Source organism: Gordonia otitidis NBRC 100426, assembly GCF_000248075.1.
In the GTDB taxonomy this organism is placed as follows: Bacteria; Actinomycetota; Actinomycetes; order Mycobacteriales; family Mycobacteriaceae; genus Gordonia; species Gordonia otitidis.
The window spans coordinates 21,135-47,777 of sequence record NZ_BAFB01000063.1; the positions used below are offsets into that span (position 1 = coordinate 21,135).

Below are 26,643 nucleotides of genomic sequence, written 5' to 3' on the forward strand. Positions count from 1 at the left end.
CGCGGCTACGGGAGACTGACACGGCCTCGCTTGTGACAGCTTCGTCTCGACCAGACGAATCGTCCAGTCGACACCGCTCCGCCGAGCTTCAGCCCGCGACCTGCGCTGATCGTCACCGACCGATGTCCGGAGATGCTCCCGACTTCCTCCCACTAACAGTGGTGTCATTCACTCCATGTGGTATTCGCTGCAATACCCCCTACATTTTGAATCCGCGAAGTAGCCGTTGGCCAGCGATCTTGTGAGTCTGGCGGCATCACTGACGGGCGGCTCAGTGGACTCGCTGATGGGGACCGCGAGACACTTGGTGGGAGTGAGCGACACTGGAGCGCTCATCCAGTGGGCGTGAGGAGACGGCATGGCGTTCGTCCGGACGGCAACAGGCGGCGCGGACTACGCCTCTCCTGGCGAGTTGTACCGAGATCTTCCTCGGCGTCCTGGTGCGGTTCCCGGCCTCTGGGCGCACCAGTCGGAGATGCTGAAGACGTTCACGTCGAAGGCCGACGAACCGGACGTGGCGCTGGAGCTTCCTACGGGTACAGGCAAGACGCTGACCGGCCTGCTTGTCGCGGAGTGGACGCGACGCAAGCGGCGGGCGCGAGTGATCTATGCCTGCCCGACTCAGCAATTGGCGCGTCAGGTTGCTGCCGCCGCCTACCGGGAAGGAATTGACACTGCCCTGCTCGTGGGTCGGCATGCCGACTGGCCTGTGGCGGACCACGCGGCCTATGAGGCGGCCAGTGCGATCGCCGTCACGACGTACAGCAGCATCTTCAACAGCAATCCTCACCTGGCGGAGGCGGATCTGATCTTGTTCGACGATGCGCACGCGGGTGAGCAGTATGTCGGCGAGGCCTACAGCGTTGACCTAAGCCGCTGGAAGTCTCCCGAGGAGTACATGGCAGCACTGGAAGCGGTGGCGCCTGCTCTTGATGGGGTGTTCCTTGAGCGTCTGCGCGCTCCTCAGCCGGACCCGGGAATCGGTAGCGATGTCCGGATGGTCGTGCCGCTTCGTCAGCCCGGCATGATCGCGGAGATCGACCGCGTTCTGGGGTCCTTCGCCGCGCCACACAGCTATCGCTACTCGATGATTCGCGCCGGCCTTGCTTCCTGCCTCGTGTACGTGGCGTACTCGGGGATCCTCGTTCGCCCCTACCTCCCGCCCACCCATCAGAATCACCTGCTCTCCCACGCGCGACAGCGCGTCTACCTGTCAGCCACGTTGGGTGAAGGCGGCGAGCTGGAGCGAGCGTTCGGACGCTCGGGGATTCTTCGTCTCGAGCAACCAGACGACAGCACGGCACCACGTTACGGACGACGATTCTTCGTGTTCCCCGAGTTCGTGGAGGCAGCCGACACCGCGGCGCTCGATCGCTCGATCGTGGCAGCTGCAGGCAAGGCACTCGTCCTCGCTCCGCGCACGGACACAGCCATGAACGACGCCGCGACGCTCGCGCAACCAGGATGGCCCGTGTGGGGCATCGATCAGGTGGCCGAGAGCATGGCCCCTTTCGCTGAGCTCGACCACGGCGTGTGTGGACTCGCCGCTCGATATGACGGACTCGACCTACCGGGCGACGCGTGCCGCCTCGTAGCGCTCGACGGGGTTCCAGACCAGGACAATCTGCAAGAGCGCTTCCTGCAGTCCCGCGCCCGCGCGGGAGCCGCGCTCGCGGCTCGTGTCCGTACCCGCGTCGTCCAAGGCGCCGGCCGTTGCACACGAGGCCCTGAAGACACCGCGGTCGTGCTCGTCCTCGGCTCCGAGCTATCGCGCTACCTCACTCGCCCAGAGGTCATCGCGGCTCTCGACTCCGAGCTTCAAGCCGAGATCCGATTCGGCCGCGAGAACGCCCAAGCCGGCACAGCCAGCGACATGCTCACCAACGTGCACGCGTTCCTCCATCAGGACAGCGACGAGAGCTGGCGCACCCAGGCAGAGCCGGCTCTGACCGACTACCGGCGCGAAATGACTCAGCAGGCACCCGACGGGACCGCGGCGCTGTCGGCCTGCGTCGAGCACGAGATCCAAGCCTGGGCGTCAGCCACGATCGGTGCGTGGGCAGACGCATCCACGCATGCTCACGAGGTCGCGCGCATCGCCGGCACCGGCGGCTTCTCCACCAAGGGCTACCGAGCATTCTGGACCTACCTCGAGGCAACTTGGGCCGATCAAGCAGCCGAGGAGAACGGCGACTCTGCCGGCCGAACTGCCGCACAAGGTCTCGTGCGGCAATCAGAGCAGATCATGGGACTGGGATCCTGGATCCGTCAGATGGCACCGTTCCCCGCGATGCAACGCTCTGGACTGAGCGCCGTCGATGCGAACGCGGTCAACACGGTGGCCGCCGTGCTCGACGCCGGCGTCAACCAGGGTAAGGTCCGACGTCGCATCGGCGAGATTCACGCAGGTCTCGCCGAGCGCGATCCAGGCAAGTACGAACCGGCGCTGACCGAGATGGGAAAGCTCGTCGGCGCTGACGCGTCCAAGCCGCCCGGAACTGGCCGCTGCGACTCAACCTGGTGCTGGGGCAATGAACTCTGGCTCGCGCTAGAAGCGAAGAGCGATCACGAACCCACCGGCGTTGTACCCCACAAAGACATCCGACAAGCGAACGACCAACTCAGACTGCTCGCTTCAGACCGCGGTATCGACGCCGCTCCGCCCGACAGCGCCACTGTCGTGATCTCGCCCAAACCAGGAATCCATCACGACGGAGTCACCGGCGCTGAACAGCACGTGCACTTCGCCTCGCCCTCGACCATGACCGAGCTCGCGTACGACATCGCGTCTGCGTGGGACGACCTGCTGACAAAGAGCGCACACCGCACGCTGCTCCAGCTGCGGCAACTCGTCGCGGACACCTTCAACGCCCGCGGAACCCTGCCCTCACAGATCCACGAACGCCTCACACGCGACCCCGTCGCCGCGAAACCCGACTGATCAAAGACTGCGGAAGTGCACCGTCGCTTCCGGTCTCCGGCTTGGGCTGGAGGCTCCGCGGAAACCAGCGCCGCCAGACGTTGACGTTAGAAGCACTAACGAGCCCACCCAAGATCCGAGGACACGAACGATGAGCACCTCGCTCCTGACCATCACGTCGGCTGAAGAACCGCGCCTGCGCCAGGTCATGAAGGACATCCAGAACGACGTCGCCGCGTACTACGCCGCGACCGCCGGAGGCGGTGACCTCGGCGTGCACGCCCGCACCTGGCTCGGTCGGGTGCAGAACCTCAACGACCTGCTCACAAAGCAGCTCCACGACAAGGCCACATACCTGGCACTGTTCACACCGACGCCCACGACCGGCGCCGAGCTCATCAACGCGGTCAAATACGCCCGCAACGTGGACCAACACCTGATGTTCGAGGTCTCGCCGAGCGAGGACGTGTTCATAGGTGGCGCTCACGGCATGCGGACTTACGGCTGCTGGCGCCCCATCCCTGCCGCAACACATGCCGAGTTGGAGAAGCGGACACAGCGCCTGCAACCCGCTTATCAGGCGAACCTGGAGGGCAAGGAACTGACGAGCACGATGCTCGCTGTGCTCCGGTTCTTCGCCGACATCGCCCCGCAGATCGTGCACCGAGATCATCGCGGCGAGTGGACCGGCTTCCCGCTCAAGAGCCAACCGGCGGTCGGTGACCCTCTACACCCCGAGGAGCCGGTCGGCGACATCGTCGCCGCAAACGTCTGGCTCAACAGGCGCCGCCCGAACGGTGACCTGCGAGTCGTCGTCGGTCAGTTCTCCATGGAGGAGGCGCCCTACCTCGTCGGATTCACCTTCGCTGACCAGCTCTCCTTCTCCCCGTTCGTCGAGACGCCCGAACAGGTCGACCGCGACATCGCCGCAGGGTTCACCTACCTCCAGGGCGACGTATCCGCCAACGTCGAAAATGTCACCCACAAGTTCCCTATGCCCCCAGACGGTGCCGTCCTCTACAGCCCAAAGGAGGCGACCACCTGGGCCACCCCGCTCACCCAGACCCGGTACGAAGCCGACTGGATGATCGGCTTCGACCCAAACAACTGGCGGCAAGCCGTCTCTGTCGAGCATCCGGACCGCTTCCCGGACTTCGTCGCGTACGAGCAACGTCGGGCGTTCCGGCTATATGCGCAGGTGCCGCCGCGCTAGCCACGCCCGGACCAGCAACCACGCAGCGAGATTGTTCGAACAAGCTCGAAGAGCACTTGACCGACCTCACAACCCAGCACCAACCTCCTGTCTGGTGCTGGGCTCGGCCTCCTACCGCGCGGAGAACGCGCGGTCGAGAGGGTTGTGGCCAGCCGATGCCAGGCGGCAGCTAGCGGAGGTCAGTGCTTCGTTGCGAGGACGTTGACGAGGTTCGCGGTGTTACTGAGCAGCATGGTGTCGTAGCGCTGGTCGACCTTGCCTTGGCTCAGCCGGTGTACCCACTGTTTCTCGGTGACGACGACGTCGCAGTAGACGGATGCGACAGGAAGAGCGACGACGTCGAAGAAGTCGTTCGGCTCCCACTTCTGTTCGGTCTGTCGGTGTTTCGCGGAGCGCATGACGTTGGTGACGTACCTGGTGGGCAGGTCGTCGATGAATCTCATCAGGTCGGCAACGGTGGCGTGATCGATGAACTCGTCCCAGGTGCGGCCGATGCGCTCGAGCGCGTTTGTCACAGCGGGTCGGATGTCTCCCAGGTCGGCGCCGCGTACGGCTTGGTCGACGGCTCCTCCGGTCAGCCTATGTTCCGCGATGGAGGCGGCAACCTTCTTCTCGAACTCGACGAAGCGCTTGCCGTGATCGGCGGCCGCAAGGTCGAACCCTGCAGCGCGGAATGTGTCCGGTCCAGCGCGGTGCAGGTGCTCTTCGATCACTTCGATAAGCGCGACCTCCAGCTGCGCCCGTCGGTCATCGGGCACCGACGCGCCACCGTCCGCCAGGGCGCTGTAGTCGGGCTTGGGCCAGTTCATGCGGTCACCGGTGATGTGCTGTAGCCCGGCTCCAAAGATCGTCTGCCGGCGCACACGCTCAGGGCGCCCGAAGCGGCGCCGGAGGGCGGCATCCAGTTCCATGTCCAGGATCCCCAGGGGGAGCGCCATGGTCTGCTGCTGAGAGAGTTCGCGCATCACATCAACCACGTCGTTCCGAGATCGATCGTGGCGACGCTTGCTCGTCTCCCAGTAGCGGTATAGGTCGAGAGGGAACACCGCGGTGCCTGCGGCTACGGCTACCCGAGCAGCGGCCAGCGCCTCGACGAACCTTGCCCCCTCGGGGCGACCAGTCGCGGCGCGCGCGAGGTCTATCCACTTGTTCTGGTCGAGGTAGACGCGCAGCACAACACTCATACTGACGTCCGCTGGGGCTTCGTCGACAGGCTTTCCGACGTCTTCAGCCTGTCCGTCGCGCCTGCAGTTCGCCTCCGCGCGGCACCCGCCCTGTCCCTTGGGGGCACGGGGAAGACCGACCGCAGACTCATCCGCGACCTGCTCCGCACCCATCCAGCGCATTTGGCCCAGGTGCGGCGCACCCCAGCACCCGCGACCGCATTCAGACGTCAGGGTCAATAAACGGCAGTCCTACCGCCGCGAGCTTGGTCTGTAGATTGATATCTGATGTGGCCGCGTGCACCGCCGAGCCCGGGTGAAGCGATTGGATCAGCAGCGTCGATGCTACGAAGCGGTCGTCGGGAACCGTGAGATCCAGCCAGTTTGGCAAAGCCTCCGAACGGGGTTCGATGTGCTCGAATGTCAGGAACACGGTTCCTTGGACTTTGATCTCGCCCGTTCCGCCGTTGCTGCGGATTCCTTTGAGCCGTCGATTGGCGCGTTGCGCAGCTTCGCGTAGTTCCGGCGTCCTTCCGGATCGTTTGAGGTCGTCGAGTTCGCGTAGGACGACCGGAAGAAGATGGACCAGATAGCCGGTGGGCAAAGTCGCCATGAAGGCGGTGACGTCTGGATTGTCGATGAGGACGTTCGTATCCACGACGATTCGTGTAGCCCACCTGTCTCCATCGAGAAGGGCGGCGAGCCCCGCGAGCTTCTTGACGTCTGTCCGCATCACCTCGATCGCGGCGGTTGTGGTCTGCGGGATCGAGTGCTCCGAGGTCTTCTTCCGCGTCAGCCACGACTCCAGGTGCTTGATGCGCCCGTCCAGTGTCTTAGCGACCTGTGGAGTCGGATGCGGGAACAGAAGGCGATAGCGTGGCGCCCAGTCTCGTAGTCGGGCTAGAAGAGCCATGCGTTTGCTGGTGAGCGCATCGTCGCTGGGACCCCAGCCGTAGTCGGCCGCGCCGATGAAGACAATGCCTGATCCGGCGCGGTTGGGGTTCGTGTAGTTGATGGTCGATGCGTCGATGATCGATACGAACTGCTCCTCGATCGCGCGCAACTCAACCAGGAGGCGCTCCTTGTACGTCTCCGATTCAGCCGCGCGTGCCATATCTTTACCTTTCCAGTCATTGCTAAACCAGGGCGCTAACCCCGTAGCGCCTTCGTGATGACCGGATTCAGTCGGTCGCGTCTTGCTCAGACTCGCCTTCACCCGGTGACACGTCGTCGTTCGGCAGCGGACCGCCCGCGAACAGTGCGTCTATTTCCTCTCCGTCCGTCGGATAGCGGTACCCAAGGATCTCCAGCGCGGCGCGTGTAAGCACCGCCAGGTCGGCGTCGGGCTTCGCGTCGAGCATCATCTCCGTGAAATCCGCGGTGATCTCGGACCGCTCGTCGCCGACGCCCGTCGCGACCGTCACTGACGGCAGGTGGAACGAATCATCCGCATTTTCAATGAATGCGGCGACGCGCTGCTTCATATCTTGCGTCGATTCCTGCGCACCGTACTGGCTTCGGGTGGTGACGCCTCGGAGGTCTACTGCTGTCACCGTGTAGGTCTGCAGACTCGGCAGGAGATCCTCCCAGCGCGCAGCAGTGAGCCCGCGGTTGGAAGTTTTCATCTTCTGAGCTTTGTTCGCGAACGTCAGCCGCCAGTTGCCAACCTCCGCTGAGAGCAGGTTGCCGGCCACGAGCCATCGCGGGGTGCGATCAAAGGAGTCATCGCCGATCGCCTCGGCTCGTATGCTCAGCAGCACACGCTTCGCTCGCCATAGCCCACTTGCCGCGGAGGCTAGCGGGGTGAGGTCGAGACCGGCGAACTGACTCCACATGCGCTCGATCGCGGTGAGATCGATCAGTTGCGCCAACGCGACCCAGAAGTCACGATCACGTGTTACGCCTTCGAGGCTGAGGAGGTAGGGCACCAGTTCACGAATCTCGGACTCGGTCAGCCGGCCTGATAGCAAGAGCTCTTCAACGCTCGGCTCGTCAGCTAGCGCCTGTTCGACGATACCGAAGACGCGGTTGATGCGGAGTACCGCATCCTCCGTAAAGACAGACGAGACGGTCTCGGAGAAGGCGTCCAATTCTTGTTGCTCGATCTGCCGGTCACGTGGGAGAACGAGGTTGTCAGCATCGGAACCGAGTATCGCGCCCTTTGCGCTCCGCACGATGCTGGATCTCACCAACCCAAGCACCGGGTCGGGGGTTGTCGTCGCCGGGGAAAGGTCATCAAGTGCCGGCACGGTAGTGACGAGTACCCGACTATCGCGGTGCTCTCTCGCATGATTCCTAACGCGTGCGGTCTCTGCCTCCGGCTCGTCCAGCGCGAGCGAAAGGTAGAACGCCGCGCGGTCCTTGCGGTCGAAGTCTGTCAGGGCACCGGATGCGCGGCTCGAACGCAACGAGTGGCGCAAGAACACAGGGCGCTCGAACGCATCACGTCCCTTGCCCCACTGCATGACAAGGTCGGGCACGTAGGAGTGGTTGAAGTAGCCAGTGATCTCGGTGGTCGCCGTCGGGTCAAGATTGCGCAGCTCCTGCGCCACGACCTGATGCACCCGGTGCCCTGCCTCCTGAGCATCCGAAGTGTCCAGTGCGGCCGAGACCTGCTCCGAAAAAGTGCTCATGCCCGGTACCCTTCTTTCCGCAGGTGGTACAACGCCAACCCCGCCTCGTCCTTCGTCAGGCGGAGGTCCACCTGCCGCTGGTGAACCACCAAGACGCCGATCCGTTGCGCGACCTTCGATAGCAAGTCATCATCGATCGCTGCTCCCTGGAGGAGACCGCTGTACTCCTCGACGCACCCTCGCAAGTGAGTCACGGTCACCAGCTCGCTCCACTTTTTCTGGGAGAACGGGTGGTAAGTCACCCACAGGAAATCTCGCTCGGCGTCGACTCCCATCGAGTTGATCGTGTGCACCGTGTTGGCGTACGCGACAGCCAGGAACTCGCGATAGCCCTGCGCTTGCCCACCCACAGTGCTGTACTTCTTGCATTCAACGCTCACCGGACGGGGCCGCTCGTCGGGCATCCCGACGGTGTTTCCCTCGAGGTCGAGCGCCTTCTTAGTTCCGTCCGGGCACTCGCGTGTGCACATGGGCTCGCTATCCCAGACCGTGTAGGAGAACGCGAACCTCGTCGTGGCTTCCAGCCACTCCTTGATCTCGTGCAACCCCTCGAGCCCGATACGGTGGGCCGTTTCTTTTGCCACGCGATGCGCCTCCTGCCACCTGACTCTAGCCAGGAGACGCACCGAAGGCGCGCACATCCGGCAGGAGATCGCGAAGGTGTTGAGTGATGCTCGTCGTGGAGCCATGCGACTCAATCGGCGGCCCGGAGGGTGGCGTCGCCCGTAGCCTGGATGAGCAGGGAGGCGAACGGATGTCCGGTGCGGCGGTGTATCTGCGGATCTCGCAGGACCGCACCGGCCTGCAAGCCGGCATCCGGCGCCAGCAAGAAGACTGCGCCGCTCACGCCGTGAAGCTCGGTTTCACCGATCCGCAGGTGTTCATCGACAACGATGTCTCCGCGTTCGATGGTGGCCGGCGGAACGGGTACGACGCGCTCGTCGCGCAGGTGCGGGCCGGGGTGACGCACGTCATCGTCTGGCACGTCGATCGCCTCTACCGGCAGCCGCGCGAGCTGGAGGACCTGATCGATCTGGTCGACCAGCACCCGGTGCGGATCGAGGCCGTCCGTGGCGGCGGGTTCAATCTGAACACCACCGAGGGTCGGCTCATGGCGAGGCAGCTCGTCGCGATCGCCGCGTACGAGTCCGGGCACAAGTCCGATCGGGTCAAACGCGCCAACAAGCATCTCGCGGAGCAAGGCGCCTGGCACGGCCCCGCACGGTACGGGTACGGGCCCGGCGGAGTGCTCATCCCGGAGCAGGCTGCGGTGATCCGGCAGATGGCCGACCGGTTTCTCGCCGGCGAGTCCCTCCGCTCCATCACCGCCTGGCTCAACCGTTCCGGCATCCCGCCCCTGCGGGCCGGTACCGGGACGTCTGGGCTGTGGCACCCGTACACGGTGCGCAGCGTGCTGTCCTCGGCCCGCATCTCCGGGCAACGCGCCTATGCCCCCGACACACGTGCGGACCCCGCCGGTGGGAGGGAGATTCTCGGCCCGGGTGATTGGGAACCGATCATCGCCCCCGAGGAGACCGCGCGAATCCGGGCGATCCTCGCCGATCCCACCCGCCGCCGCACCACACCAGCCCGGCCGACCTTGTTGGGCGGGATCGCGCGCTGCGGGAAGTGCGGTGCCGGGCTCACCATCACGGGGAAGCTCTCCGCGACCGGTAACTCGCAGCGGTACGCCTGCCAGAAGGATCCCTCCCGTCCGGAGCGCGGCGGGTTGAGCATCAACGCGGCCCACCTCGACGCCTACGTCACCGAACGCATCCTGCACCGCCTCACCCACCCGCGGGCGGGCGCGGACAGCGCTTCGACGATCGGGCTGCTACGGCAGATCGTGGAGATCGACGCCCGGATCGGCCAGCTCGATCAGGACTACCAGGACCGCCTCATCACCCGCCGCGAGCACCGCACCGGGGTCGAGGCCGCCACCGGAGCGCTCCACGACACCGAGCGGCGCCTGGTCGCCGCCAACGGCGCGATCGCGCTGTACGCGGCGCCGATCGGGAACCGGCAAGCGCTGGAGGCCTGGTGGGATGCTCTCGATGTCACCGACCGGCGCGCGGTGGTCACGACGCTGATCGCCCGCCTCCGGATCGCTCCTGGCCGGCCTGGGCGACGCTTCGACTCGGGCCGGGTCCGCATCTCTTACCCCCCCTGATCATCACCGTCCGCGGCCCGGCACGGCCATTGCACGTCTGCGAGGCTGACGTGCCGGCTGTGCCGCACCGGAGTGCCTCATCGCAACGACGACCGCACTGCTCTACCTCAGAATCTCCGCGAACCGCACCAGCGAACACACCTCCATCGAGCAACAACGAGCCGATTGCACCGCCCTCGCCGCCCAGCTCGGCTACGCCCGCACGATCGAGTTCGTCGACGAAGCCGTCTCCGCCTACCAAGACCGCGCACGCCCCGCCTACCAACAGCTCCTCCGACAACTCGAACGCCCCGAGGCGGGAACCGTGATCGTGTGGCACCTGGACCGCCTCTACCGCAAACCCCGCGAGCTCGAACAGCTCCTCGACCTGCTCGACATGCGCCCGATCCGGGTGGAGTCGGTGCAGGGCGGGCGCTTCGACCTCAATCGTCATGAGGGACGTTTGTTCGCTCGGCAGCTCGTGGCGTTCGCGAACTACGAATCCGCCCACAAGGGTGCCCGCGTCGCCCGCGCCCAACAACACCGCGCCCGCACCGGGCTCCTGCACGGAGGAAGCCACTACGGGTACCGCGACGACGGCTCCTTGCATCCGGTCGAGTCCTCCGTCGTCCGCCGGATGGTCGAGGACAACCTCCTCGGCTTGTCCCCGACTGTCATCGCCCGAGCGCTCACCGCCGATGACGTCCCCGCGCCCAGGGCGGACGGATGGCACGCGACAACCGTCCGGACCATGCTCGACAGCGACCGGCTCCACCAACGAAGGCGAGACCATGCCACCGCCCGACCCGTTGCCGGGGCCTGGGAACGCCTCCTCACGGAAGACGAGTCTGCGCTCGTCCAGGTGAGTCTGCTCGTGCCGCGTCGAGACGCTGCCCGCTCCTCCACCACCCTCCTCGGTGGGATACTCCGCTGCCGGCGGTGCGGCAAACGCATGGTCTCCGGCACCACCCGCCACGGCAAACGCGTCTACCTCTGCAAGACAGCCACCGGGCGATGCCCCAGTCCCTACCTACCCGCCGACGACCTCGACGCCGAAACCGAGGCAGCCGCACTGACCCGGTTCGCGGACACCGACTACCCGAGGCCGCCGCGTCCGCGCGACATGCTCGAACGTGCCCGCGCCGCCCGCCTGCGACTCGACGTCCTGGCCACCAGCTTCGGCAGCGGCGACCCCGACCATGGCGAGTTCCTCTCGCGGCGCCGCCCTCTGGCAGACGATCTCGACCAGGTCGGTCGTGACCTCACCGCTCACAACCGAGCACGAATCCTCGTACTTCACCCGGCGGAGCTCAGCCGACGCTGGGCCACCTTGTCGTTTCGCCGAGCAGTGGTTTGCGCATTCCTCACCGGATCGCACACGTCCGGCCGACACACCCTCAAAGCATCTATCCCAGATTCCGGAATCTGGGATAATATAAGGTGATGAACGACAGTGTCGCGGTCGAGCACTCTTGGTCCAAGACGCTGTTCGGCAACCAGCACATGCTCCACGTCGCGAGTTCGATCGCGCAGGGTGGTGATGAGTTCACCGCTCCGCAGCTCGAGCAGGCGACAGGGTTGAGCCCCAGCAGCGTGCACCGCCTGCTGGGTGTGTTGTGCTCGGTTGGTCTGCTCTCGCGCGTTCCCCGTCGCGCGGGTGAACGAACTCAGCGCTACCGCCGGGAGCGTCAACCTTTCTGGAAGTCGATGTCGCAGCTGCAAGAGCGCGCCCGCGATGCCGCCAACGCACCTCAGGTTCAGGAAAGGAGCGTTGGATGACTCGCCTCATCGTCGACAACACCGCGGCAGTACCCCCTACGGCGCAGATGGCCCTAAGACAAGGTCAAGCCGAGGTTCTTCTCGACGTGGACCTCCAGGCCGACGAACTGCGTCGTCGCGCTCACTGGGACACGAAGCCGATCCTGAGCCTGGACCTGCTCAACCTGTTGTTGACGATGCCGGTTTCCTCAGCGGTGCCCGCGGAGGGCTTCTCCGACTACGACTGGCGCAGGCTGAAGGCCGGTAGTCGCATCGGCGCCGTCGACATCACCGGCGGGCACGCGGGTCCGCGCGCGACGAGGCGCGCGGTTCCGCCGCTGACGGTCCGGCACGCCACGGTCAGAGCCCGTCACTGGCGCACCGGGCTGAGCGCGGCGTCGCGGTTCGCGCCCTACTGCTCACGCGATCTGGTCCTCGACGGTCTGCCGGCAGACGATCTGGAGCTCCGCTTGGAGGCCGACTACCTCGGGGTCGGGATCTGTGTGCGAGGCGACGATCCCGATCAGCGGGTCCGCCGGGTGATCGAGCCCGCACGCTTCCGGCCGGCTCGATACACCGGAGCGTCATGGCTGTTCGCCGAGCGCTTACTCGCCGAGCACGCCGTCATGCTCGAAGGCTGAGCCCGGTCAGGACTCGCGAAGCCACTCCTCGACGTCCGGGGTGGTCTTCACATCCACGCCGATACGGCCCTTGAGTGCCTGGCGCTCGTACTCGACATCCAGCAGGCGGCGCTTCCACCAGGCGGCGATCTGCTCGGTCGTGAAGCCGTCGATCTCCCGGCGCATCGTGGTGGTCTCGTGCAGGTTGTGCAGGTGCGCCTGCAGACGCTGCTCGTCAGAGCCGTTGAACCGGTCGATGTCGCGGCCACCGCAGTGCTGGCACGAGCAAGTGTCGGCGGGGGCGCTGGCGTACCACTCCTGCTGCATCTTGCTGCTGCGGCGGTAGCGCAGCAGATTCGCCAGCAGCACGTGCGGGGACATGTCGCTCTTGTCAGAGGAGAAGCCGCCCTTATCCGGGAACGCGAGTCGTCGCAGGCTCGGGAGCTGACCGATCGCCGCCGCGCGGGCGCCGTGGGCGAGCGCGTCGAACGCGGCAAGATCCGCGCGCCAGGGCATCGCCCACGGAGCAGCCTCGAACAGGCGCCGGTAGCTCGGGATCGCGCCCTTGTGCGCCAGCGGGTTCGAGGAGCTGTCGGCCAACGCGATCGCCACCGGGTGGCTGCTGCGCGTGACGATGGCGATGAGCTGCTTGATGTTGCGCTCATCCAGCCACCGGTAGTGGATCGGCAGCAGGAACACGAAGTCGTCTCGGTCGAGCTCGTTCACCTGCTTGAGGGCGGCTTTCATCGCCTCTGAGTCACCGGCCTGGAACACCGCCGTCGGCGTGACAGCGACGCTCGCCCCGACCTGAAGCTGAGCGTCGAGCACGTCACCGAGCTTCTCCTCGAAGAGGCCCGAGGTCTCGCGCACAAACGGCGCCTCCTTCGTCGCCCACACCGCCGTCGAGGTGGGCTCCACCAACATCATGAGATCCGGATACTGCCGACGCAGGGTCCGCAACGTCCGGTGAGCGTTGGCGCCGGTGACGATGAGACCGCTCATCGTGGGATCGATGTGCGGCGCCGTTGCTTCGGCTTCGCCGCTGGCCAGAACCAGCACCCGAGTGCCGAGCCGTCGCGCGGCCTCCGTATCGGCAGGGCGCGGGACCGTGCCGATACCGCCGCGCAATCCACCGCCGACGCGGCTCATCTCATCGGTGCTCATGCGACCCTCCCCAATACATCTCGATGAACTCGTCCTCGGTCATCTGCGCAGACCGGGCGATCTCCGCGACGGACTCCCCAGCGCTCAAGCGCTCCTGGATCACACGCGGCAGCAACGTAGGAACCTCAGGCAGGACGCGCACCGGCTCGTTCTTCCTGTAGCCCGCGCGAGACAACTCGATGTTCAAAGCCCTGTACCGCGCGTCGCCGATACCGCCCAGATCACGACCCCGGCGCAACAGAGCAGCCATCGAGACACCCCACTCCGACTTCAGCTTCGCAAGCTTCGGGACAGTCAGCCCGTCCATCTGCGCGCGCACGGCGGAGGCTGGCATGAGCAGCTCGCTCGCGAAGCGGTCGGCCTCGCTCTCCTGATCCTCAGTCGGAACCTGATGCATCACAGCGTGAGCGAGCTCGTGTGCCAGAGTGAACCGCTGGCGATCAGCAGGAGCGTGGTCGCCCAGGAGAACCAGCGGACGCCGGCCCTCCGGCCAGCTCACGATCGCGTCGATCCGCGTCGAGCCCAGCGGGCGCGCCACCACGACGACCCCGGCACGTTCGAGCGCGGGCACAAGAGGTAGAGCAGGGCCTTCGGGCAGGCCCAGAACGGCGCGCACGTTCCGCGCGATGTCTTCGGGACTGTCGAACCCGTCCTCCGGCAGCGGCAACCGCGGCAGACGCAACTCCGGAGCACGCTCCCCAAGAATCCCCGCGACCTGCAGGTGGGTGAGGTCCAGCTCTGCCCGCAGCTGATTCGCCTTCGACACCGGAAGCGTCGACCGCTTCCGGTGGAACACATACGGAGACGAACCGATCTCGGACACGGGAACGACGATCAGCTTCACCGGGACGCTCAGAGCATCAGCCAGAGTCGTCAGGCGCTCGTCATCGAGCAGGAGCACTCCGCTCTCCGCCTTCGACAGCACGCCCTGCGAGATGCCGGTCCTCTTGGACAACTCGCTCTGCGTCATCCCCCGGGCAACGCGGATCGTGCCGAGCATGATGCGGCCCGGCTCCTCGACCGCGGAGAGCAATGACATGGCTGTAACTCTACTCGCTACCGCCGACAAGTTCCAGATTCAATCTGCCAAAATATTTCTGCGGATTGAGCACGGGACGACTCTCACCGGTGCGGTCCAGTCGGCCACCCTCCGAGGCCAAGTCCAGGGGGGTCATTCACTCCATGTGGTATTCCCGCTGCCTGCTGCTCCCTCGACGATCACGAGCGGATCGGTCGAGGCGACTGCTGCCGCTGCTGTCCTCTGCCCGGCGTCGAGTCCGGCGGCTTGTGCCGCCTCGGTGACCTCGGGGTGCTGCGGCTCCTGCTCTGGGGTGCTGGTGGTGAGTTGGTCGCGTAGTGCGGTCTCGGCGGCGATCACGCCGAGGCTGGTCAGATGCGCGACGTGCTCCGGCGTCGCCGCTCCTGGGGGCAGGATCGAGAAGCAATCCGAGACCGCAACCTCGGACGCTTCGCTGATGAACTCCCGCAACTGTGCTGGTGCCGCTTGCACGCCCGCCTCGGTGACGATCCTCGTCACCTGCTCGGTCACCGTGTGCGGCGTCCACGCCGACGATGCGGCGGCGCACCGATCCAGCGCACGAGAGGCGACCTCCTGCACCGGCAGAGCATCCAGCGAAACCGAGGGCTGTAGTGTGCCTCGTGCGAGGTTGTCGGGGTCGTATCCGGCATCGGTGAGTTCTTGCTGCCACCACTGCTCGTTCTTCAAGTCGGCAGGCTTCTTGCCGGGCCGCTGGTGCGCCCAGGCAGTGCCCTGCATCCGCGCCGTCACGACCGGGCCAGGCATCTCGCCCGGATGCTCGGCCTGCCATTCGGCTTCAAGCCGGTCAAGGTTCCGATTGATCTGCGCCGACCGCTTCGACATCACGGCGTTGAACGGCTCCAACTCCGAGACCTCGCCTGAGACGGGGTCGAGAGTCAGACCGTGGCGGCTCAGTGTCTCGGCAAGTTCGGGGTGTGCGGCGATTACCGCCGTGCCCATCGCGCGGATCGCGCCCTGCTGCTTGAACAATGCGGCGGTATCGAGTGCTCGCCACTTCCCGGCGGCGAAGATGCGGGTGCCGATTTGCATATGGATGTGCCGGTGGGGATCACCCGCACGGGAGGTCTTATGGCTGATGCCGACCACCTGCATCTGCTCGATGGGCACAATCTCCCGCGCATCCCTCGGGCCGACGCGAGTGACGGAGTGCTGGCCGAGCCAGCGGCGTATCTCAGTCAGCGCGTCCTGCTGGGCGGCGTCCAGCGCTGCCGAGACTTCGGGGTGGAGGGCGGCGGCGACCGACAGGCTCTTGGGGCTGTTGATCGTCATCTCACAGAACAACGGCGAGCCCTTGGTGCCCTCGGCGGGCTTGCGCGGGGTGCCCATCGACTCGCCCGTGATCGGATCACGCCAGTCCACCCACCCCTCGTACTCATCCGGTGACAGCGACCGGGCGGCGGTGACCTCGCCCTTGGCGTCGAGTGCGATGTACTCGGCGATGGCGTTGTCTGCGCCGAGGTAGTACTCGTCCGCCCCGGAGCGGTCGGCCTCGACGTACCGACGGGCGGCAGCACCGTTGCCGTGGAACGGGATCACGCCACCTTTCACGCCCGCCACCACCTCTCTCATGAGTCGTCTCATGAGAGAGGTGCGCACCACGGCCCCGCCGTGGCATCCGTGCATCCAGTTACTGGGGGTGAGAGCAGAAGCGCTCGGGCTACTGCCTGAGGTCGTCGAGGGGCAGTCAGTCGCGGTACTCGCGTTCGCAGTAGGGCGCGGCTGGCGGAGTGTCGGGGCGGGCTCAGCAGCGACGGGTGCGCGAACGATCAGAGAGCGGCAATATGGCGAGAAGCGACGTCGGTTACGGCAGTGGGGCGGTGGCGATACTGGCAGTGCTTTCTAGTTCGCTGCGAGTGGCCCCGTCGCGCGAGCGTTGTACGAGGCCAGCGAGCACTGCCAGTACATAGCCAGCCAAGCCCGCGGCGTCGGTGTCCTCCGGGAGTCGGCCCGCAGCGATATCGGCTTCGATTTTGCGTCTGAGCTGCTTCACCTTCTCCTTGCGCATCCCTGACAGGGAGGCTCGCACCTCACCATCGTCGGTGCCCGCGTCGCCGCTGGTAACTAGGCAACCTCGCGGCAGACCGCGTCTGGTGTACCGGGCCGGGGCTTCGGTGAGGATACGCCGCATCGCTTGGGTAGCGGTGGGCTCCTCTTCAAGAGCGGCGTCGATGAAACCGCCGTACTCGCGGTCGTAGACCGCGACAGCCTCATCGAAGAGTGCCCGCTTGCCGCCGAAGGAGTTGTAGAGGCTGGGCTGTCCGATCCCGAGTTCCTCGCTAAGGTCGCGCACCGAAGTCGCCTCGTACCCCTTGCGCCAGAACAGGCGGATCGCCTGATCCAGAGCTGCGTCTCGGTCGAAGCCGCGGGGCCTCCCGCGCGTCGTTGTGTTAGCCATGACCTCATTTTAGGGCATCCGCTACACAATCTGCTACGCTTCTATTTACTAGCAAGCGCTACACAAAGGAGTCTGAGATGACGAAGCTCGATGGGAAGACTGCCCTGGTCACAGGTGCGGCACGAGGGATCGGACGTGCAGTCGCCGTGCGTCTGGCTGCCGACGGCGCACGGGTGGCGGTGCATTACGGTTCCAGCGCCGATGCCGCCCACCAGGTGGTCGAGATGATTCAGGCGCAGGGCGGCTCGGCCTTCGCGATCCAGACAAGCCTCGGCGCTTCCGGCGACGCAGCAGCACTCTGGACTGCGTTCGACGAGCACGCGGACGGAGTGGACGTGATCGTCAACAATGCGGGAACGCTCGGCAGCAGGGTGCCCTTTCCGGAGGTGTCCGAGTCGGAGTACGACGAGGTGTTGGCGGTCAACGCCAAGGCTCCGTTCTTCATCGTCCAGCAGGGGCTAACCCGGCTCCGCGACGCGGGGCGGATCATCAACCTCTCGACCTCGTTCACCCACGGCTCGCGAAACCCCGACCTCATGGCGTACTCGATGTCCAAAGCCGCGATTGACGCGTTCACGGGCGCACTCGCCAAGCACCTCGGCCAACGCGGGATCACCGTCAACGCCGTCGGCCCTGGCGCGACCGCTACCGACATGAACGCTGCCCGGCTCGCGACGCCGGAGGGCCGCGAGGCCATCGCCTCACGCTCCCCGTTGGGCCGGGTCGCCGAGCCTGAGGACATCGCCGGTATCGTCGCGTTCCTCGCCTCCGGCGACGCGGGCTGGGTCACAGGCCAGTGGATCGACGCCACTGGCGGGGCGCTGCTCTGATGCCCCTGGCGATCTGGGTCATCGGGCTCGGGATATTCGCGCAGGGCACCAGCGAGCTCATGCTCGCCGGTCTTTTGCCCGAGATGGCTGCGGACCTCGATGTGACGATTCCGCAGGCTGGCGGGCTCATCAGCTCGTTCGCGCTCGGCATGCTCGTCGGCGCACCCGTGCTCGCAGCGCTCACCCTGCGCTCACCCTGCGCTGGCCCCGCCGCTTGTCGCTGCTGCTGTTCCTGGCGGTGTTCGTCCTGACCCACGTCGTCAGCGCACTCACCGACAGCTATGGGCTGCTGTTCGCCATGCGGTTCGTCGGCGCGTTCGCCTACGCCGGGTTCTGGGCAGTCGGCGGCAGCACGGCGATGGCGATGGCCGGCCCGAAACGCCGCGGTCAGGCGATGAGCATCGTCGCCGGCGGACTCACCGTCGCCACCGTGCTCGGCCTGCCCGCCGGCACCTGGATCGGCCAGCACTTCGGCTGGCGCGGCGCGTTTTGGGCAGTCGCAATCCTCTCCGCAATCGCAGCTATCGCGGTCCTAGCCGTAGTTCCCAGGTTGCGACCGGAGAACCCGCCTCGCGTGCGAGACGAACTGCGCGGCATGGCCCCGCCTCGGCTCTGGCTGTCGTATGCGATGACCGCCACCGCCACGACAGCTCTGCTCGGAACGTTCTCCTACCTGTCGGCGATGCTCCTTGAGACCACCGGCCTCGACCCCGCCTGGGTGCCGGCTGTGCTCTTCGGCTACGGTCTCGGCGCGCTTATCGGAATCGCTGCGGGAGGCAGGGCTGCTGACCGCATTCCACGAGCGATCCTTGGCATCGGCTTCGCAGGCCTGCTCATCACGTCGCTCCTGCTCGCCCTCACCGCACATCGGGCGGAGATGGTGGTCGCGCTGATCTTCCTGCTCGGGTTGCTGGGATTTAGCACCAACCCGGCTCTGAACTCCCGCTTCATGACCATCGCACCGAAGGCTCCGACGCTCGCCGTCTCCGGCAATATCTCCGCGTTCAATGTCGGCATCACCCTCGGCCCCTGGCTCGGCGGCCTCGCGCTGGATGCCGGATATGACTATCCCGCCATCCCCGCCGTAGGTGCGGCCATCGCGGGCATCGCGCTCCTGCTCTGGGGCTGGGATCTCGCGCTACAGAGGCACCGGCTCAACTCTGAGCGCCTGACGACAAGGCTCCCGATCTAACAAGACTTACCCGCGCTAACCGGCCATGCGCTGTGTGGGGCAAGCAGCGCTGCCGTTGACGGGCGGCGGGTTTAGCCTCGATCCACCGATTTGCTTGTGATCGGTCGGTGAGGGATAAACGAAATGCCCTGTCTGAGTGACAGAATGGGACTTCTCTAGGGTTCCATCCACACACACAGGAGGGCATGTCGTAGATGCGATTGTCTCACACTCACCCGGTCCGGTCTGCATCCTGTGACGATCCGAATCTCCTCGCCGCTGCGGGGGTGGTGCCGGTGATGGCGCTGGCCGAACGCGCCAGCCTGTCGGAGTTGGCCCGCGAGCATCTGAGCGTGCCCACCGACAAGGGCGCCCATCCGGATCGGAAAATGTTTTCCCTGGTGGCGGGGATGGTGGCGGGCGCCGACAGCATCGACGACATGGCCGTGTTGCGACACGGCGCGATGGGCAAGGTGTTCGACCATCCTTACGCCCCGTCGACGTTGGGATCGTTTCTTCGCGAGTTCCGGTTCGGGCATGTCCGCCAAGCCGATGCGATCGCCACCCGGCTGTTGGCGGGACTGGCTCGCCATACTCCGGTGCTGGCGGGGATCGACGGGCCGGTGATGATCGATATCGACGACTCGATCATCGAGGTCCACGGCCCGGCCAAGCAGGGCGTCGGATTCGGCTACACCCGAGTGCGTGGGCTGAACTCGGCGATCACCACCCTCACCTGTGGTGACGGTGCGCCGGTGATCGCCGCTCAACGCCTGCGCAAAGGGGCGTGTAACTCCGCGCGCGGGGCGCATCGGTTGATCGCCGACACCCTGGCCACCGTGCGGCGGCTACGGTCGTCCGATGCGTCGGGACCGATACTGCTGCGAGCGGATTCAGCGTTCTACGGCCATCGCGCGATCACCACCGCGCTCCGGGCCGGTGCGCAGGTGTCGGTCACCGTGCGTCAGGATTCCCACGTCCGAGCAGCGATCAGCGAGGTACCGGCAGATGCATGGACGCCGATCGAGTACACCGACGCCGTCTTCGACGAAGACAGCGGCCAGTGGGTCTCGCGGGCCGAGGTCGCCGAAGTACCGTTCACCGCGTTCACCTCCAAAGCCAAGCGCCTGCAGGTATCCGGACGGCTGGTGGTGCGCCGTATCCCTGACTTCGCAGCCGAGGGAGACGGCTTGTTCGACGTGTGGCGGTTTCATGCGTTCTTCACCACCAGCGACCTGGACACCGTGACCGCCGACAAGACTCACCGCGGTCATGCGATCATCGAGCAAGTCCACGCCGACCTCAAAGCCTCCGCATTGGCGCATCTGCCCTCGGGAAAGTTCTGCGCGAACGCCGCATGGCTGGTGTGTGCGGTCATCGCGTTCAACCTGACCCGCGCCGCAGCCTGTCTCGATGGACAGCGTCTGGCGAAGGCGACTACCTCCACCATCCGACGCACCCTGATCTGCATACCCGCTCGAATCGCGTCCTCAGCGCGGCGCATCACGATGCATCTACCCGCCCGATGGCCGTGGGAACGCGAGTGGAACCTGTTGTTCAACAACACGATCAAACGACAACACTCAGCCTGACCCCTAACCATCGGCCAGAACCGGCCCCGACACGAAACCCAGTGAAACACGCCGACACCAGAGATCGGCGACTCACCCACGCCCACCGCCACCCCGAACATACACAACACATTTCACGAGACATCAAAAAGCCGATCGGTGGATCGAGGATTAGGGGCGTGCTCCTGCGCGTCTCGGTGTGGGTGCTGGTGGCGCACCTCCCTTCTGGGAGGCGTCACCGTGGACGAACACACTTCTACACCCGACGCAGGCGATCCTGCGGCCCCGACTGGCTCGGCCAGCCAGGGGTTCGAGACACCAGAGGGCTTGCGTGTCCTGCTGATCCGTTTGCACGAGGCCGGGCCTGGAGCCTGGCGCAGTGACCGCGAAGCAGCGGAACTCATGCGATACACCGCAGAGAGGTATCGACGCCTGGCCCGCAAGTACGGGCTGGATGAGTGGGAGATCGCTTCGGCCGCGTTCGAGGTCATGCTCGCCCCCTCGACCAGGAACGCCGATAACCCGTGGGCGGTCGTCACTCGCGCTATGAAGATCACCTGCGGCGTCGAAGTGCGGGCGGCGGGAATGCTCGTCTCGCCGGGCCAAGTGCGCCACACGGCCAGGATCGTCGGGTTCCACGACGCCATCCGCTTCGCTGACCGAGAGAACCTGGCTGACTATGATCCTGCGTTCGCCGTCAACCCCACCACCGATGATGAGGAAGACCCCGGCGGCCGTGATCGGGTCGCTGCCGTCCTGTCGGAGATCGTCGGACTGTTTGCTTCGGCGGGCTGGGATGCCGTGCTCGTGACCGACTGCATCGAGCACGTCGTTTACCGGGCCGGTGATCTGACCTCCCGACCGAACGCAGTGGAAGTGCTACGCCGCGACCGCACGATCTCGGCACTGCTGGGAATACCGCCGAGGTCATGGGCCGCGTTGCTGCGGATCGTGCTGGGGCACCCGGATCGGAAGCACGCCGGCACCCCGACGGGCGACGGCGTGCTGCTGCGTCTACCCGGCGGTGAACCTCTCGACTCTCTGCGTTGCGACTCCGGCCTGTTGGCTGCGATCTGGGCAGCCAAGCCCCGAACCGACACCTGAACGGTGAACCTAAGAAGAGAAACTACATGTAGTGTCGTTTAGTGGATGCGACTACTACATATTGTGGTCTCGGGTGCGTACCTGTCGGGTATGAAGGCGAACACAGCAGCACCCAGCGCACCCAGAACGTCGGTAACCCCAGTGGCTCGTGAGCGGCGGGGCCAGGCACGCAGTGGTCTGCCGCCGGACTTTGACGTGGGCGCATGGACGAGGGAGGTGTGCGAGCGTTCCGGGGTGCCGGTCGGGGTGAGCGATCCGGTGGCGCTGGCCAAGCTCCGTGTCCTGACCCGCCCCGAGAACTGACCCGAGCACACGAGCGCCGCCGTCCTTCGTTGGGACAGCGACGCTCGTGCATCGGTGGTGGGTCAGGCTTTGAAGGTGAGTTCCACGCGCTCGGGCCGGAACCTCGCCCCGGTCTTGCCGGGTTCTGCGGGCTTGACGACGAGGGTATCGATCAAGGCGGCGATGATCGCGCGTTTCTGCGGGATCGACCACCCCTCATCCCACGCTGCTCGTAGCGCCTGTTCGTCGCCGATCGGGATGCCTTTCAACGCGGACGACTTCGCGTTACGCCCCAGGACGAGTTCGGCGCTGCTGATCGTCGCGGCGGCAGCGGTCTTCGCGGCGTGGAGCTCGGTGCGGGAGAGCAGCCCTGCTCCGTAGTCGCGGGCCATGTCCTCCATACGCTGCCGTGCGGCGGTGATCTGCTCCATCGCCGCAGTGACCCCTGCATCCTCACCCGGCGCAGCCGTGGGCAGGGTGGTCGCTGCCAGACGGGTGATCATCGCCTCGCCCACGAGGGTTTCGATGCCGTGCGCGGACACGACGAGCCCGCCACGCTCCGGGCGACCGGGGAGCGGGAGGCAGCGGTAGAAGCGTCGCTTCCCGATCGAGGTCTCGCCCCGGTGCAGCCCCGAGGAGACCAGCGTGTTGCCGCACTTGGCGCAGGTGATCAACCCGGCCAGCAGGCTCTTGGAGGAGCGGCCTACGCGCCGGTCGGGATGGTTGAACACCGCCCGGATGCGCATCGTCTCTTCGGGGGTGATGTTCGCTTCCCAGTTCCCCGGCCCGAGGATCGCCCGGTCGCGTCGTTCCCACGTCGCTGTCGTCTTCGATGCGGGTTCGTAGGCGCGTTGCCCGGAAATCCTGGCTGAGCAGAGGATCGAGCTGACCGTGCTCTCGTGCCACACGTTCAACCGGCTCTTGCCCTTGCTGGGTGGCTCGGGCCCGTCGTCGCGGTTGAGCCACCTCGTGATCTGCCGCACCGACTGCCCGGCGAGGAATCGGTCGGCCATCTCCCGGATCACGGCTGCTTCTTCGGGGATGAGGACACCGCCGATGCCGTACCCGTACTTCGCGCCGCCGTGCCAGTCACCACGCTCGGCTTTCTGCTGGTTCGCCCGTCTGATGCGGTCAGCCTTGTGCCCGGACTCGTAGGAGGCGATCGCGACGAGCTGACGCGCCATCAGCCTGCCTTCGTGGGTGTTCAGGTCGAACGCGCCGCCCTTGACGGTCTCGATCTTGATCGGGTGCGTTTCCACGAGGTCGATGAGGTCTTCCAACTCGCGGGGCGGCGGTAGAGGCGATCCACATGCCACGCCACGATCCGCGACGGCCCGAGCTTCACCCGCTCCAGCAGGTCGAGGTAACCGGGGCGCTTCTTGCCCGAGTAGGCGGAGATGTCGTTGTCCACGAACACCGCCGGATCGGTGATCCCCAGGCGGGCACACATCTCTAGGCAGTCCAGGCGCTGCCGCTCTTTTGAGCCCTGCACAGCCTGCCACCCCTTGATGACTAGAGATTTGACTCTGCATCCGCGAGTATCGCGCTCGGCGTCGTGCCCAGTGCTTCGGCCAGATCCCACAGCCGGTCTACTTGAGTCGAGGCTTCACCGGTTTCGATGCGGGCGATGGCTGGTCGGCTGACGCCGCTGGCGTCGGCGAGTTGCTGCTGAGTTAGTCCGGCCCCGACTCGTGCTCGGCGAATCGCGTCTCCAACTGCATCTCGCCGCATCTTCCGGACCCGCCTTTGAGCTGGCGTCAGGGACGCTTCAGGGACCGGCACGTCGTTCATTGTGACCGGTCGGGGAGGGGCGCGGTTCGCCCCACGCCCATTGTATCGCACGCGATACTAAGACATGCTCTCGCAAACCAAGTCCGACTCGCAAGCTCGAACTGCTTTGCGTACATTGGCGCTGCGTGTTCCGGCAATCGACGGAGAAGCGCTCGATTCGTGGGTAGAAGCGTGCTGTCGGCGGCATCGGCTCACGCTGGGCGAGTTCTATCGACACATGTCTATGCCGGGGGCAGGCAGGCGCGACCTCGTTACCGGCGTATCGCGATCCGAGATCGAGCGGTTAGCGCTCGCCGGCGGAATGCGCTCGGCGCAGATCGAGTCGATGACTGTGTCGGCAATGTTCCCAGAGACTGATGGGTACACCGTGACGCCGGTTGCTACGGACTACCAGGTTTATCCACGTCCGCGTGCGGGCTTCTGGCTCGTGACAAGGAGCTCACGGTTCTGCCCGCAGTGCCTAACCGAAGATGGTGGCCGATGGCAGTTGGGCTGGCGGTCTCGGTGGGCTTTCGCGTGTCGCCGCCACCACTGCTTGCTCGTGGATACATGCCCCCAGTGCGGATCGCACCCACGACGTCGTCGCATCACGCAACTGCGGCTTCGCGGAGGTTCGTGTGATGGCGCGAATGGTCGCTACGGCGGTGTTTGCCAGTTCGTCCTCGGCGGAGTTCAGGCGACTGCTCTCGATGCCGATTCGCCCATCTTGTGCGCACAGGCACGCATCGACACGCTTCTGCGCACCGAACGTGATCCGTCGCCTTCAACCTGGGCGCCGAGTCCACTGCTGCATGATGTGGCGTACCTGGCGCGCCAGATCATTCTGGCTGGTGATATCACGCAGATCGACTGTCTTGTAAGGGGAAGTGGCGCGGCGATCTTGGAACTGCGGGAGACCGGTGACATGGCGCGCAACAGCACGCGCAACTTTGTATCGAGCTTTGTTCTCGCACCAACGATAGCGCTGGCTCTCGGAGTGCTCGACTGTGCGGGCATCGATGAGGCTGCCCGGCGCTTGCACGAGCTGCTTCCGCTACCAGCAGAGCATCTACACTGTACAAATCTGCACCTGGAGATGAATGCGTGGGCGCGTCGAAGTGTTCAAGTTGAACTGATTTGGAACCGGCTGCGCACCGCCGAATTCGTGCCAGACTCGAGCAAGCGTCTGATCCGCAGGAGCAACTGATTGATCCGCTGTCTGCTCGGAGCTGTCGCAGCCGGAGGCGCCTCCTGCACGAGGGTCATGTGCACCAAGTGTGGCAACAGTGTCCTCCACCAAGGCAGGATCGGTGGGGCTAGTCGAACTGCTTAACCCAGTCGGTGGGAGGGAAGAGCACGAGTGACCAGTCCAGCTGGTTAAGTTGGCGCCCGAGAATCACTTTCGTGCGACGGGGTACCTCACACGAGTTGATATGACTGACGAGTTGTGTTCGCTCGGCGGTGAGATGATTGCGATAGTCGCGGTACTGAAGACGGCACCTCGGACTGCAGAACAGCTGCCGCCGACCCGCGTGGTGGACGGCGTACGAGACAGGCTTGGTGCAGAACGGGTTGAGGCACACCGACTCGGAGGGATAGTCGCGGCCGCTTTCGAGTAGTTGCTCTACGGTGTGAGCCGTGCCGAGCGCATAGATGGACATAGGGTCCCTCTCCCAAACTGGCAACCCGAACTATCACGTACTCGATCGCACGCGGTGTAGTCAGTCCGCCAGAGTTAGTTGTGGCTTCGATGTATGGGGACGACGATACGCGCAGAGTTTTCGTGGTCTGATAAAAGGGGCTCACGGCTATGGATTGGTCCGCCAGTTCGCGCTACCATTGGCTCTCAGAGGTGAAACGGCATCAGGACCGCCGAGCAGACACTCTCGTTAACTCTGAATCGAAGTGATGCCAATGAACTGGCTCATACTCTGATCGCGGATCTCTGATCACTCTTTCCTGCCGAATCGCTTGAGCGATGAGCACACCTCGCCCTTGGAAGCAATTACTCAGCGAGTTCGTCCGCCAGGTCGGCCGAGCATGATGCCTGTTTCCAGGACGGTGATTGATGTCGAAACAATGTGTGCAAGCACGCAGTTGTGCGGTCAGATCATGTCGAAGTCCCATGCACAGACCCTCCGAGAGGATAGTGCCGTGCCGGAAAAACATGGCTTACAGGAAGACATCAAAGCAAGCGCCGGGGGTCCTGTAATAAGGATACGAGGTCTTGATGACACCGTGACGACTGTCCCCTGTGACGGCGTCCAAAGCCGCGAAGCGCTCAAGAACACACTTCCCATACGGCTTGTTCGTCATTTCTCGGGGCAGTGGTACTACTCGGGTAAACACTACTGCTTCACGATGGGCGCTCACGTGCAATACGAGTCATTGCGAGAGCTACGACGACTCCAGCTCGCAGATGCCGATCCGGAGATCATCGAGATCCATTCGCAGCCGTTTCGGCTCGTCGAACGGGCCGAGCGCCGCCTCCGCCGCTACACACCCGACTACGCCACGGTTTCGCGGTCGGGAGAGGTCACCATAGTGGAAGTCAAAACAGCTCCAGGACTCAACGATCCCAAAGTAGCTTCGTGCCTGCAGTGGGCGATGCCACGGATCCAAGCACTGGGCTGGAACACCGAGGTCCACGTGACCGAACCCGATGAGATGGTGTCACTCAACATGGGTTACCTCGACGGGTTTCGCGACCCGGAACTCACCAACTCCGATGTCACAACTGCCGCCCTTGAGGCGGTTCGAGCAGGCACATTGACCGTCGACGAGCTGGTCGAGAAACTTCAAGAACAGTTTCCACAATGGCCAGTCACCCCCGCTGTGCG

Annotated in this window: 25 protein-coding genes; 13 read left to right on the top strand and 12 right to left on the bottom strand. The window is 65.2% G+C overall.

Features of this window, described 5'->3' with window-relative positions; all coding sequences use genetic code 11:
- The first annotated feature begins 358 nt into the window (after nt 1–358).
- Both GOOTI_RS05665 and GOOTI_RS05670 read left to right on the top strand, forming a co-directional pair.
- The gene (locus GOOTI_RS05665; RefSeq protein WP_007237612.1) at nt 359–2,941 is read left to right on the top strand and encodes a DEAD/DEAH box helicase; all 2,583 of its coding nucleotides are present in this window, start codon (nt 359–361) and stop codon (nt 2,939–2,941) included.
- A 130-nt stretch (nt 2,942–3,071) separates the two neighbouring features.
- On the top strand, nt 3,072–4,133 hold the full coding sequence (locus tag GOOTI_RS05670) for a hypothetical protein (RefSeq protein WP_007237613.1): 1,062 nt from the start codon (nt 3,072–3,074) through the stop codon (nt 4,131–4,133).
- A 179-nt stretch (nt 4,134–4,312) separates the two neighbouring features.
- Here GOOTI_RS05670 and GOOTI_RS05675 read toward each other — a convergent pair whose 3' ends face one another.
- The 4 genes from GOOTI_RS05675 to GOOTI_RS05690 all read right to left on the bottom strand — a co-directional run bounded on the left by GOOTI_RS05675 (nt 4,313) and on the right by GOOTI_RS05690 (nt 8,513).
- Entirely contained in the window at nt 4,313–5,317 is a 1,005-nt protein-coding gene (locus GOOTI_RS05675; protein ID WP_039993544.1) for a hypothetical protein, read from the bottom strand.
- Nucleotides 5,318–5,519: 202 nt separating this feature from the next.
- Complete coding sequence (locus tag GOOTI_RS05680) at nt 5,520–6,512, bottom strand: PIN domain-containing protein (RefSeq protein ID WP_233425430.1); 993 nt, start codon at nt 6,510–6,512, stop codon at nt 5,520–5,522.
- Nucleotides 6,478–7,848, bottom strand: a complete 1,371-nt coding sequence (locus GOOTI_RS05685; RefSeq protein WP_138985183.1) for a hypothetical protein — start codon at nt 7,846–7,848, stop codon at nt 6,478–6,480. Before GOOTI_RS05685 ends, GOOTI_RS05680 begins: the two co-directional genes overlap by 35 nt.
- A 77-nt stretch (nt 7,849–7,925) precedes the next feature.
- On the bottom strand, nt 7,926–8,513 hold the full coding sequence (locus tag GOOTI_RS05690; RefSeq protein ID WP_007237617.1) for a hypothetical protein: 588 nt from the start codon (nt 8,511–8,513) through the stop codon (nt 7,926–7,928).
- An 86-nt stretch (nt 8,514–8,599) separates the two neighbouring features.
- On the opposite strand from GOOTI_RS05690, the gene GOOTI_RS24685 reads away from it, so the two are divergent.
- From GOOTI_RS24685 to GOOTI_RS05710, 4 genes are all read left to right on the top strand, one after another.
- The gene (locus GOOTI_RS24685) at nt 8,600–10,099 is read left to right on the top strand and encodes a recombinase family protein (RefSeq protein ID WP_007237618.1); all 1,500 of its coding nucleotides are present in this window, start codon (nt 8,600–8,602) and stop codon (nt 10,097–10,099) included.
- A 97-nt stretch (nt 10,100–10,196) separates the two neighbouring features.
- On the top strand, nt 10,197–11,522 hold the full coding sequence (locus tag GOOTI_RS05700; RefSeq protein WP_267879807.1) for a recombinase family protein: 1,326 nt from the start codon (nt 10,197–10,199) through the stop codon (nt 11,520–11,522).
- Nucleotides 11,522–11,857, top strand: coding sequence for a helix-turn-helix domain-containing protein (locus GOOTI_RS05705; protein WP_007237620.1), 336 nt, complete (start codon nt 11,522–11,524; stop codon nt 11,855–11,857). Before GOOTI_RS05700 ends, GOOTI_RS05705 begins: the two co-directional genes overlap by 1 nt.
- A complete protein-coding gene (locus GOOTI_RS05710; protein ID WP_007237621.1) occupies nt 11,854–12,477 on the top strand; it encodes a hypothetical protein in 624 nt (207 codons plus the stop codon). Before GOOTI_RS05705 ends, GOOTI_RS05710 begins: the two co-directional genes overlap by 4 nt.
- A 6-nt stretch (nt 12,478–12,483) precedes the next feature.
- Here the strand turns inward: GOOTI_RS05710 and GOOTI_RS05715 are convergent, their stop codons facing one another.
- The 4 genes from GOOTI_RS05715 to GOOTI_RS05730 form a co-directional block, all read right to left on the bottom strand.
- Complete coding sequence (locus GOOTI_RS05715) at nt 12,484–13,620, bottom strand: hypothetical protein (protein WP_007237622.1); 1,137 nt, start codon at nt 13,618–13,620, stop codon at nt 12,484–12,486.
- Nucleotides 13,607–14,659 carry a helix-turn-helix domain-containing protein gene (locus GOOTI_RS05720; RefSeq protein ID WP_007237623.1) on the bottom strand — a complete coding sequence of 351 codons (1,053 nt, stop codon included), beginning with the start codon at nt 14,657–14,659 and terminating at the stop codon, nt 13,607–13,609. Before GOOTI_RS05720 ends, GOOTI_RS05715 begins: the two co-directional genes overlap by 14 nt.
- Nucleotides 14,660–14,791: 132 nt before the next feature.
- Complete coding sequence (mobF, locus tag GOOTI_RS05725; protein WP_007237624.1) at nt 14,792–16,249, bottom strand: MobF family relaxase; 1,458 nt, start codon at nt 16,247–16,249, stop codon at nt 14,792–14,794.
- 232 nt (nt 16,250–16,481) lie between these two features.
- Entirely contained in the window at nt 16,482–17,075 is a 594-nt protein-coding gene (locus GOOTI_RS05730; RefSeq protein ID WP_007237625.1) for a TetR/AcrR family transcriptional regulator, read from the bottom strand.
- A 77-nt stretch (nt 17,076–17,152) separates the two neighbouring features.
- Between GOOTI_RS05730 and GOOTI_RS05735 the strand changes: the two genes are divergently transcribed.
- The 5 genes from GOOTI_RS05735 (at nt 17,153) to GOOTI_RS05750 (ending at nt 21,751) form a co-directional block, all read left to right on the top strand.
- Complete coding sequence (locus tag GOOTI_RS05735) at nt 17,153–17,905, top strand: SDR family oxidoreductase (protein WP_007237626.1); 753 nt, start codon at nt 17,153–17,155, stop codon at nt 17,903–17,905.
- Nucleotides 17,905–18,156, top strand: coding sequence for a hypothetical protein (locus tag GOOTI_RS26680; protein WP_007237627.1), 252 nt, complete (start codon nt 17,905–17,907; stop codon nt 18,154–18,156). The genes GOOTI_RS05735 and GOOTI_RS26680 overlap by 1 nt, the downstream gene beginning before the upstream one ends.
- Entirely contained in the window at nt 18,120–19,097 is a 978-nt protein-coding gene (locus GOOTI_RS05740; RefSeq protein ID WP_007237628.1) for an MFS transporter, read from the top strand. Before GOOTI_RS26680 ends, GOOTI_RS05740 begins: the two co-directional genes overlap by 37 nt.
- A gap of 194 nt (nt 19,098–19,291) precedes the next feature.
- Complete coding sequence (locus tag GOOTI_RS05745; RefSeq protein WP_007237629.1) at nt 19,292–20,668, top strand: IS1380-like element ISGbr1 family transposase; 1,377 nt, start codon at nt 19,292–19,294, stop codon at nt 20,666–20,668.
- Nucleotides 20,669–20,887: 219 nt separating this feature from the next.
- Entirely contained in the window at nt 20,888–21,751 is an 864-nt protein-coding gene (locus GOOTI_RS05750) for a hypothetical protein (protein WP_007237630.1), read from the top strand.
- Nucleotides 21,752–22,116: 365 nt separating this feature from the next.
- On the opposite strand, the gene GOOTI_RS05755 is transcribed toward GOOTI_RS05750, so the two are convergent.
- The 3 genes from GOOTI_RS05755 to GOOTI_RS25005 all read right to left on the bottom strand — a co-directional run bounded on the left by GOOTI_RS05755 (nt 22,117) and on the right by GOOTI_RS25005 (nt 23,824).
- Nucleotides 22,117–23,349, bottom strand: coding sequence for a recombinase family protein (locus GOOTI_RS05755; RefSeq protein ID WP_169315791.1), 1,233 nt, complete (start codon nt 23,347–23,349; stop codon nt 22,117–22,119).
- Nucleotides 23,238–23,483 carry a recombinase family protein gene (locus tag GOOTI_RS26685; RefSeq protein ID WP_083835853.1) on the bottom strand — a complete coding sequence of 82 codons (246 nt, stop codon included), beginning with the start codon at nt 23,481–23,483 and terminating at the stop codon, nt 23,238–23,240. The genes GOOTI_RS05755 and GOOTI_RS26685 overlap by 112 nt, the downstream gene beginning before the upstream one ends.
- Before the next feature lie 62 nt (nt 23,484–23,545).
- The gene (locus GOOTI_RS25005) at nt 23,546–23,824 is read right to left on the bottom strand and encodes a helix-turn-helix domain-containing protein (protein ID WP_267879806.1); all 279 of its coding nucleotides are present in this window, start codon (nt 23,822–23,824) and stop codon (nt 23,546–23,548) included.
- A gap of 64 nt (nt 23,825–23,888) precedes the next feature.
- Here GOOTI_RS25005 and GOOTI_RS27365 point away from each other — a divergent pair, with 64 nt between their 5' ends.
- Nucleotides 23,889–25,010, top strand: a complete 1,122-nt coding sequence (locus GOOTI_RS27365; RefSeq protein ID WP_083835854.1) for a TniQ family protein — start codon at nt 23,889–23,891, stop codon at nt 25,008–25,010.
- Between the two features lie 109 nt (nt 25,011–25,119).
- Here the strand turns inward: GOOTI_RS27365 and GOOTI_RS05770 are convergent, their stop codons facing one another.
- Nucleotides 25,120–25,464: a hypothetical protein gene (locus GOOTI_RS05770; RefSeq protein WP_005180290.1), complete on the bottom strand. Its 345-nt coding sequence runs from the start codon at nt 25,462–25,464 to the stop codon at nt 25,120–25,122.
- Nucleotides 25,465–25,843: 379 nt separating this feature from the next.
- On the opposite strand from GOOTI_RS05770, the gene GOOTI_RS25655 reads away from it, so the two are divergent.
- The coding region (locus tag GOOTI_RS25655) for a TnsA-like heteromeric transposase endonuclease subunit (RefSeq protein ID WP_138985185.1) at nt 25,844–26,643 on the top strand (800 nt) is incomplete at its 3' end.

Bases quoted from the DNA above. Each gene is read 5' to 3' on its own strand.
- GOOTI_RS05705 (WP_007237620.1), top strand. From the start codon at position 11,522: ATGAACGACAGTGTCGCGGTCGAGCACTCTTGGTCCAAGACGCTGTTC.
- mobF (WP_007237624.1), bottom strand. From the start codon at position 16,249: ATGAGAGAGGTGGTGGCGGGCGTGAAAGGTGGCGTGATCCCGTTCCAC.
- GOOTI_RS05675 (WP_039993544.1), bottom strand. From the start codon at position 5,317: ATGAGTGTTGTGCTGCGCGTCTACCTCGACCAGAACAAGTGGATAGAC.
- GOOTI_RS05730 (WP_007237625.1), bottom strand. From the start codon at position 17,075: ATGGCTAACACAACGACGCGCGGGAGGCCCCGCGGCTTCGACCGAGAC.
- GOOTI_RS05665 (WP_007237612.1), top strand. From the start codon at position 359: ATGGCGTTCGTCCGGACGGCAACAGGCGGCGCGGACTACGCCTCTCCT.
- GOOTI_RS05745 (WP_007237629.1), top strand. From the start codon at position 19,292: ATGCGATTGTCTCACACTCACCCGGTCCGGTCTGCATCCTGTGACGAT.
- GOOTI_RS05720 (WP_007237623.1), bottom strand. From the start codon at position 14,659: ATGTCATTGCTCTCCGCGGTCGAGGAGCCGGGCCGCATCATGCTCGGC.
- GOOTI_RS26685 (WP_083835853.1), bottom strand. From the start codon at position 23,483: ATGTGTGCCCGCCTGGGGATCACCGATCCGGCGGTGTTCGTGGACAAC.
- GOOTI_RS05715 (WP_007237622.1), bottom strand. From the start codon at position 13,620: ATGAGCACCGATGAGATGAGCCGCGTCGGCGGTGGATTGCGCGGCGGT.
- GOOTI_RS05735 (WP_007237626.1), top strand. From the start codon at position 17,153: ATGACGAAGCTCGATGGGAAGACTGCCCTGGTCACAGGTGCGGCACGA.
- GOOTI_RS05710 (WP_007237621.1), top strand. From the start codon at position 11,854: ATGACTCGCCTCATCGTCGACAACACCGCGGCAGTACCCCCTACGGCG.
- GOOTI_RS05770 (WP_005180290.1), bottom strand. From the start codon at position 25,464: ATGTCCATCTATGCGCTCGGCACGGCTCACACCGTAGAGCAACTACTC.
- GOOTI_RS25005 (WP_267879806.1), bottom strand. From the start codon at position 23,824: ATGAACGACGTGCCGGTCCCTGAAGCGTCCCTGACGCCAGCTCAAAGG.
- GOOTI_RS26680 (WP_007237627.1), top strand. From the start codon at position 17,905: ATGCCCCTGGCGATCTGGGTCATCGGGCTCGGGATATTCGCGCAGGGC.
- GOOTI_RS24685 (WP_007237618.1), top strand. From the start codon at position 8,600: ATGCTCGTCGTGGAGCCATGCGACTCAATCGGCGGCCCGGAGGGTGGC.
- GOOTI_RS27365 (WP_083835854.1), top strand. From the start codon at position 23,889: ATGCTCTCGCAAACCAAGTCCGACTCGCAAGCTCGAACTGCTTTGCGT.
- GOOTI_RS05670 (WP_007237613.1), top strand. From the start codon at position 3,072: ATGAGCACCTCGCTCCTGACCATCACGTCGGCTGAAGAACCGCGCCTG.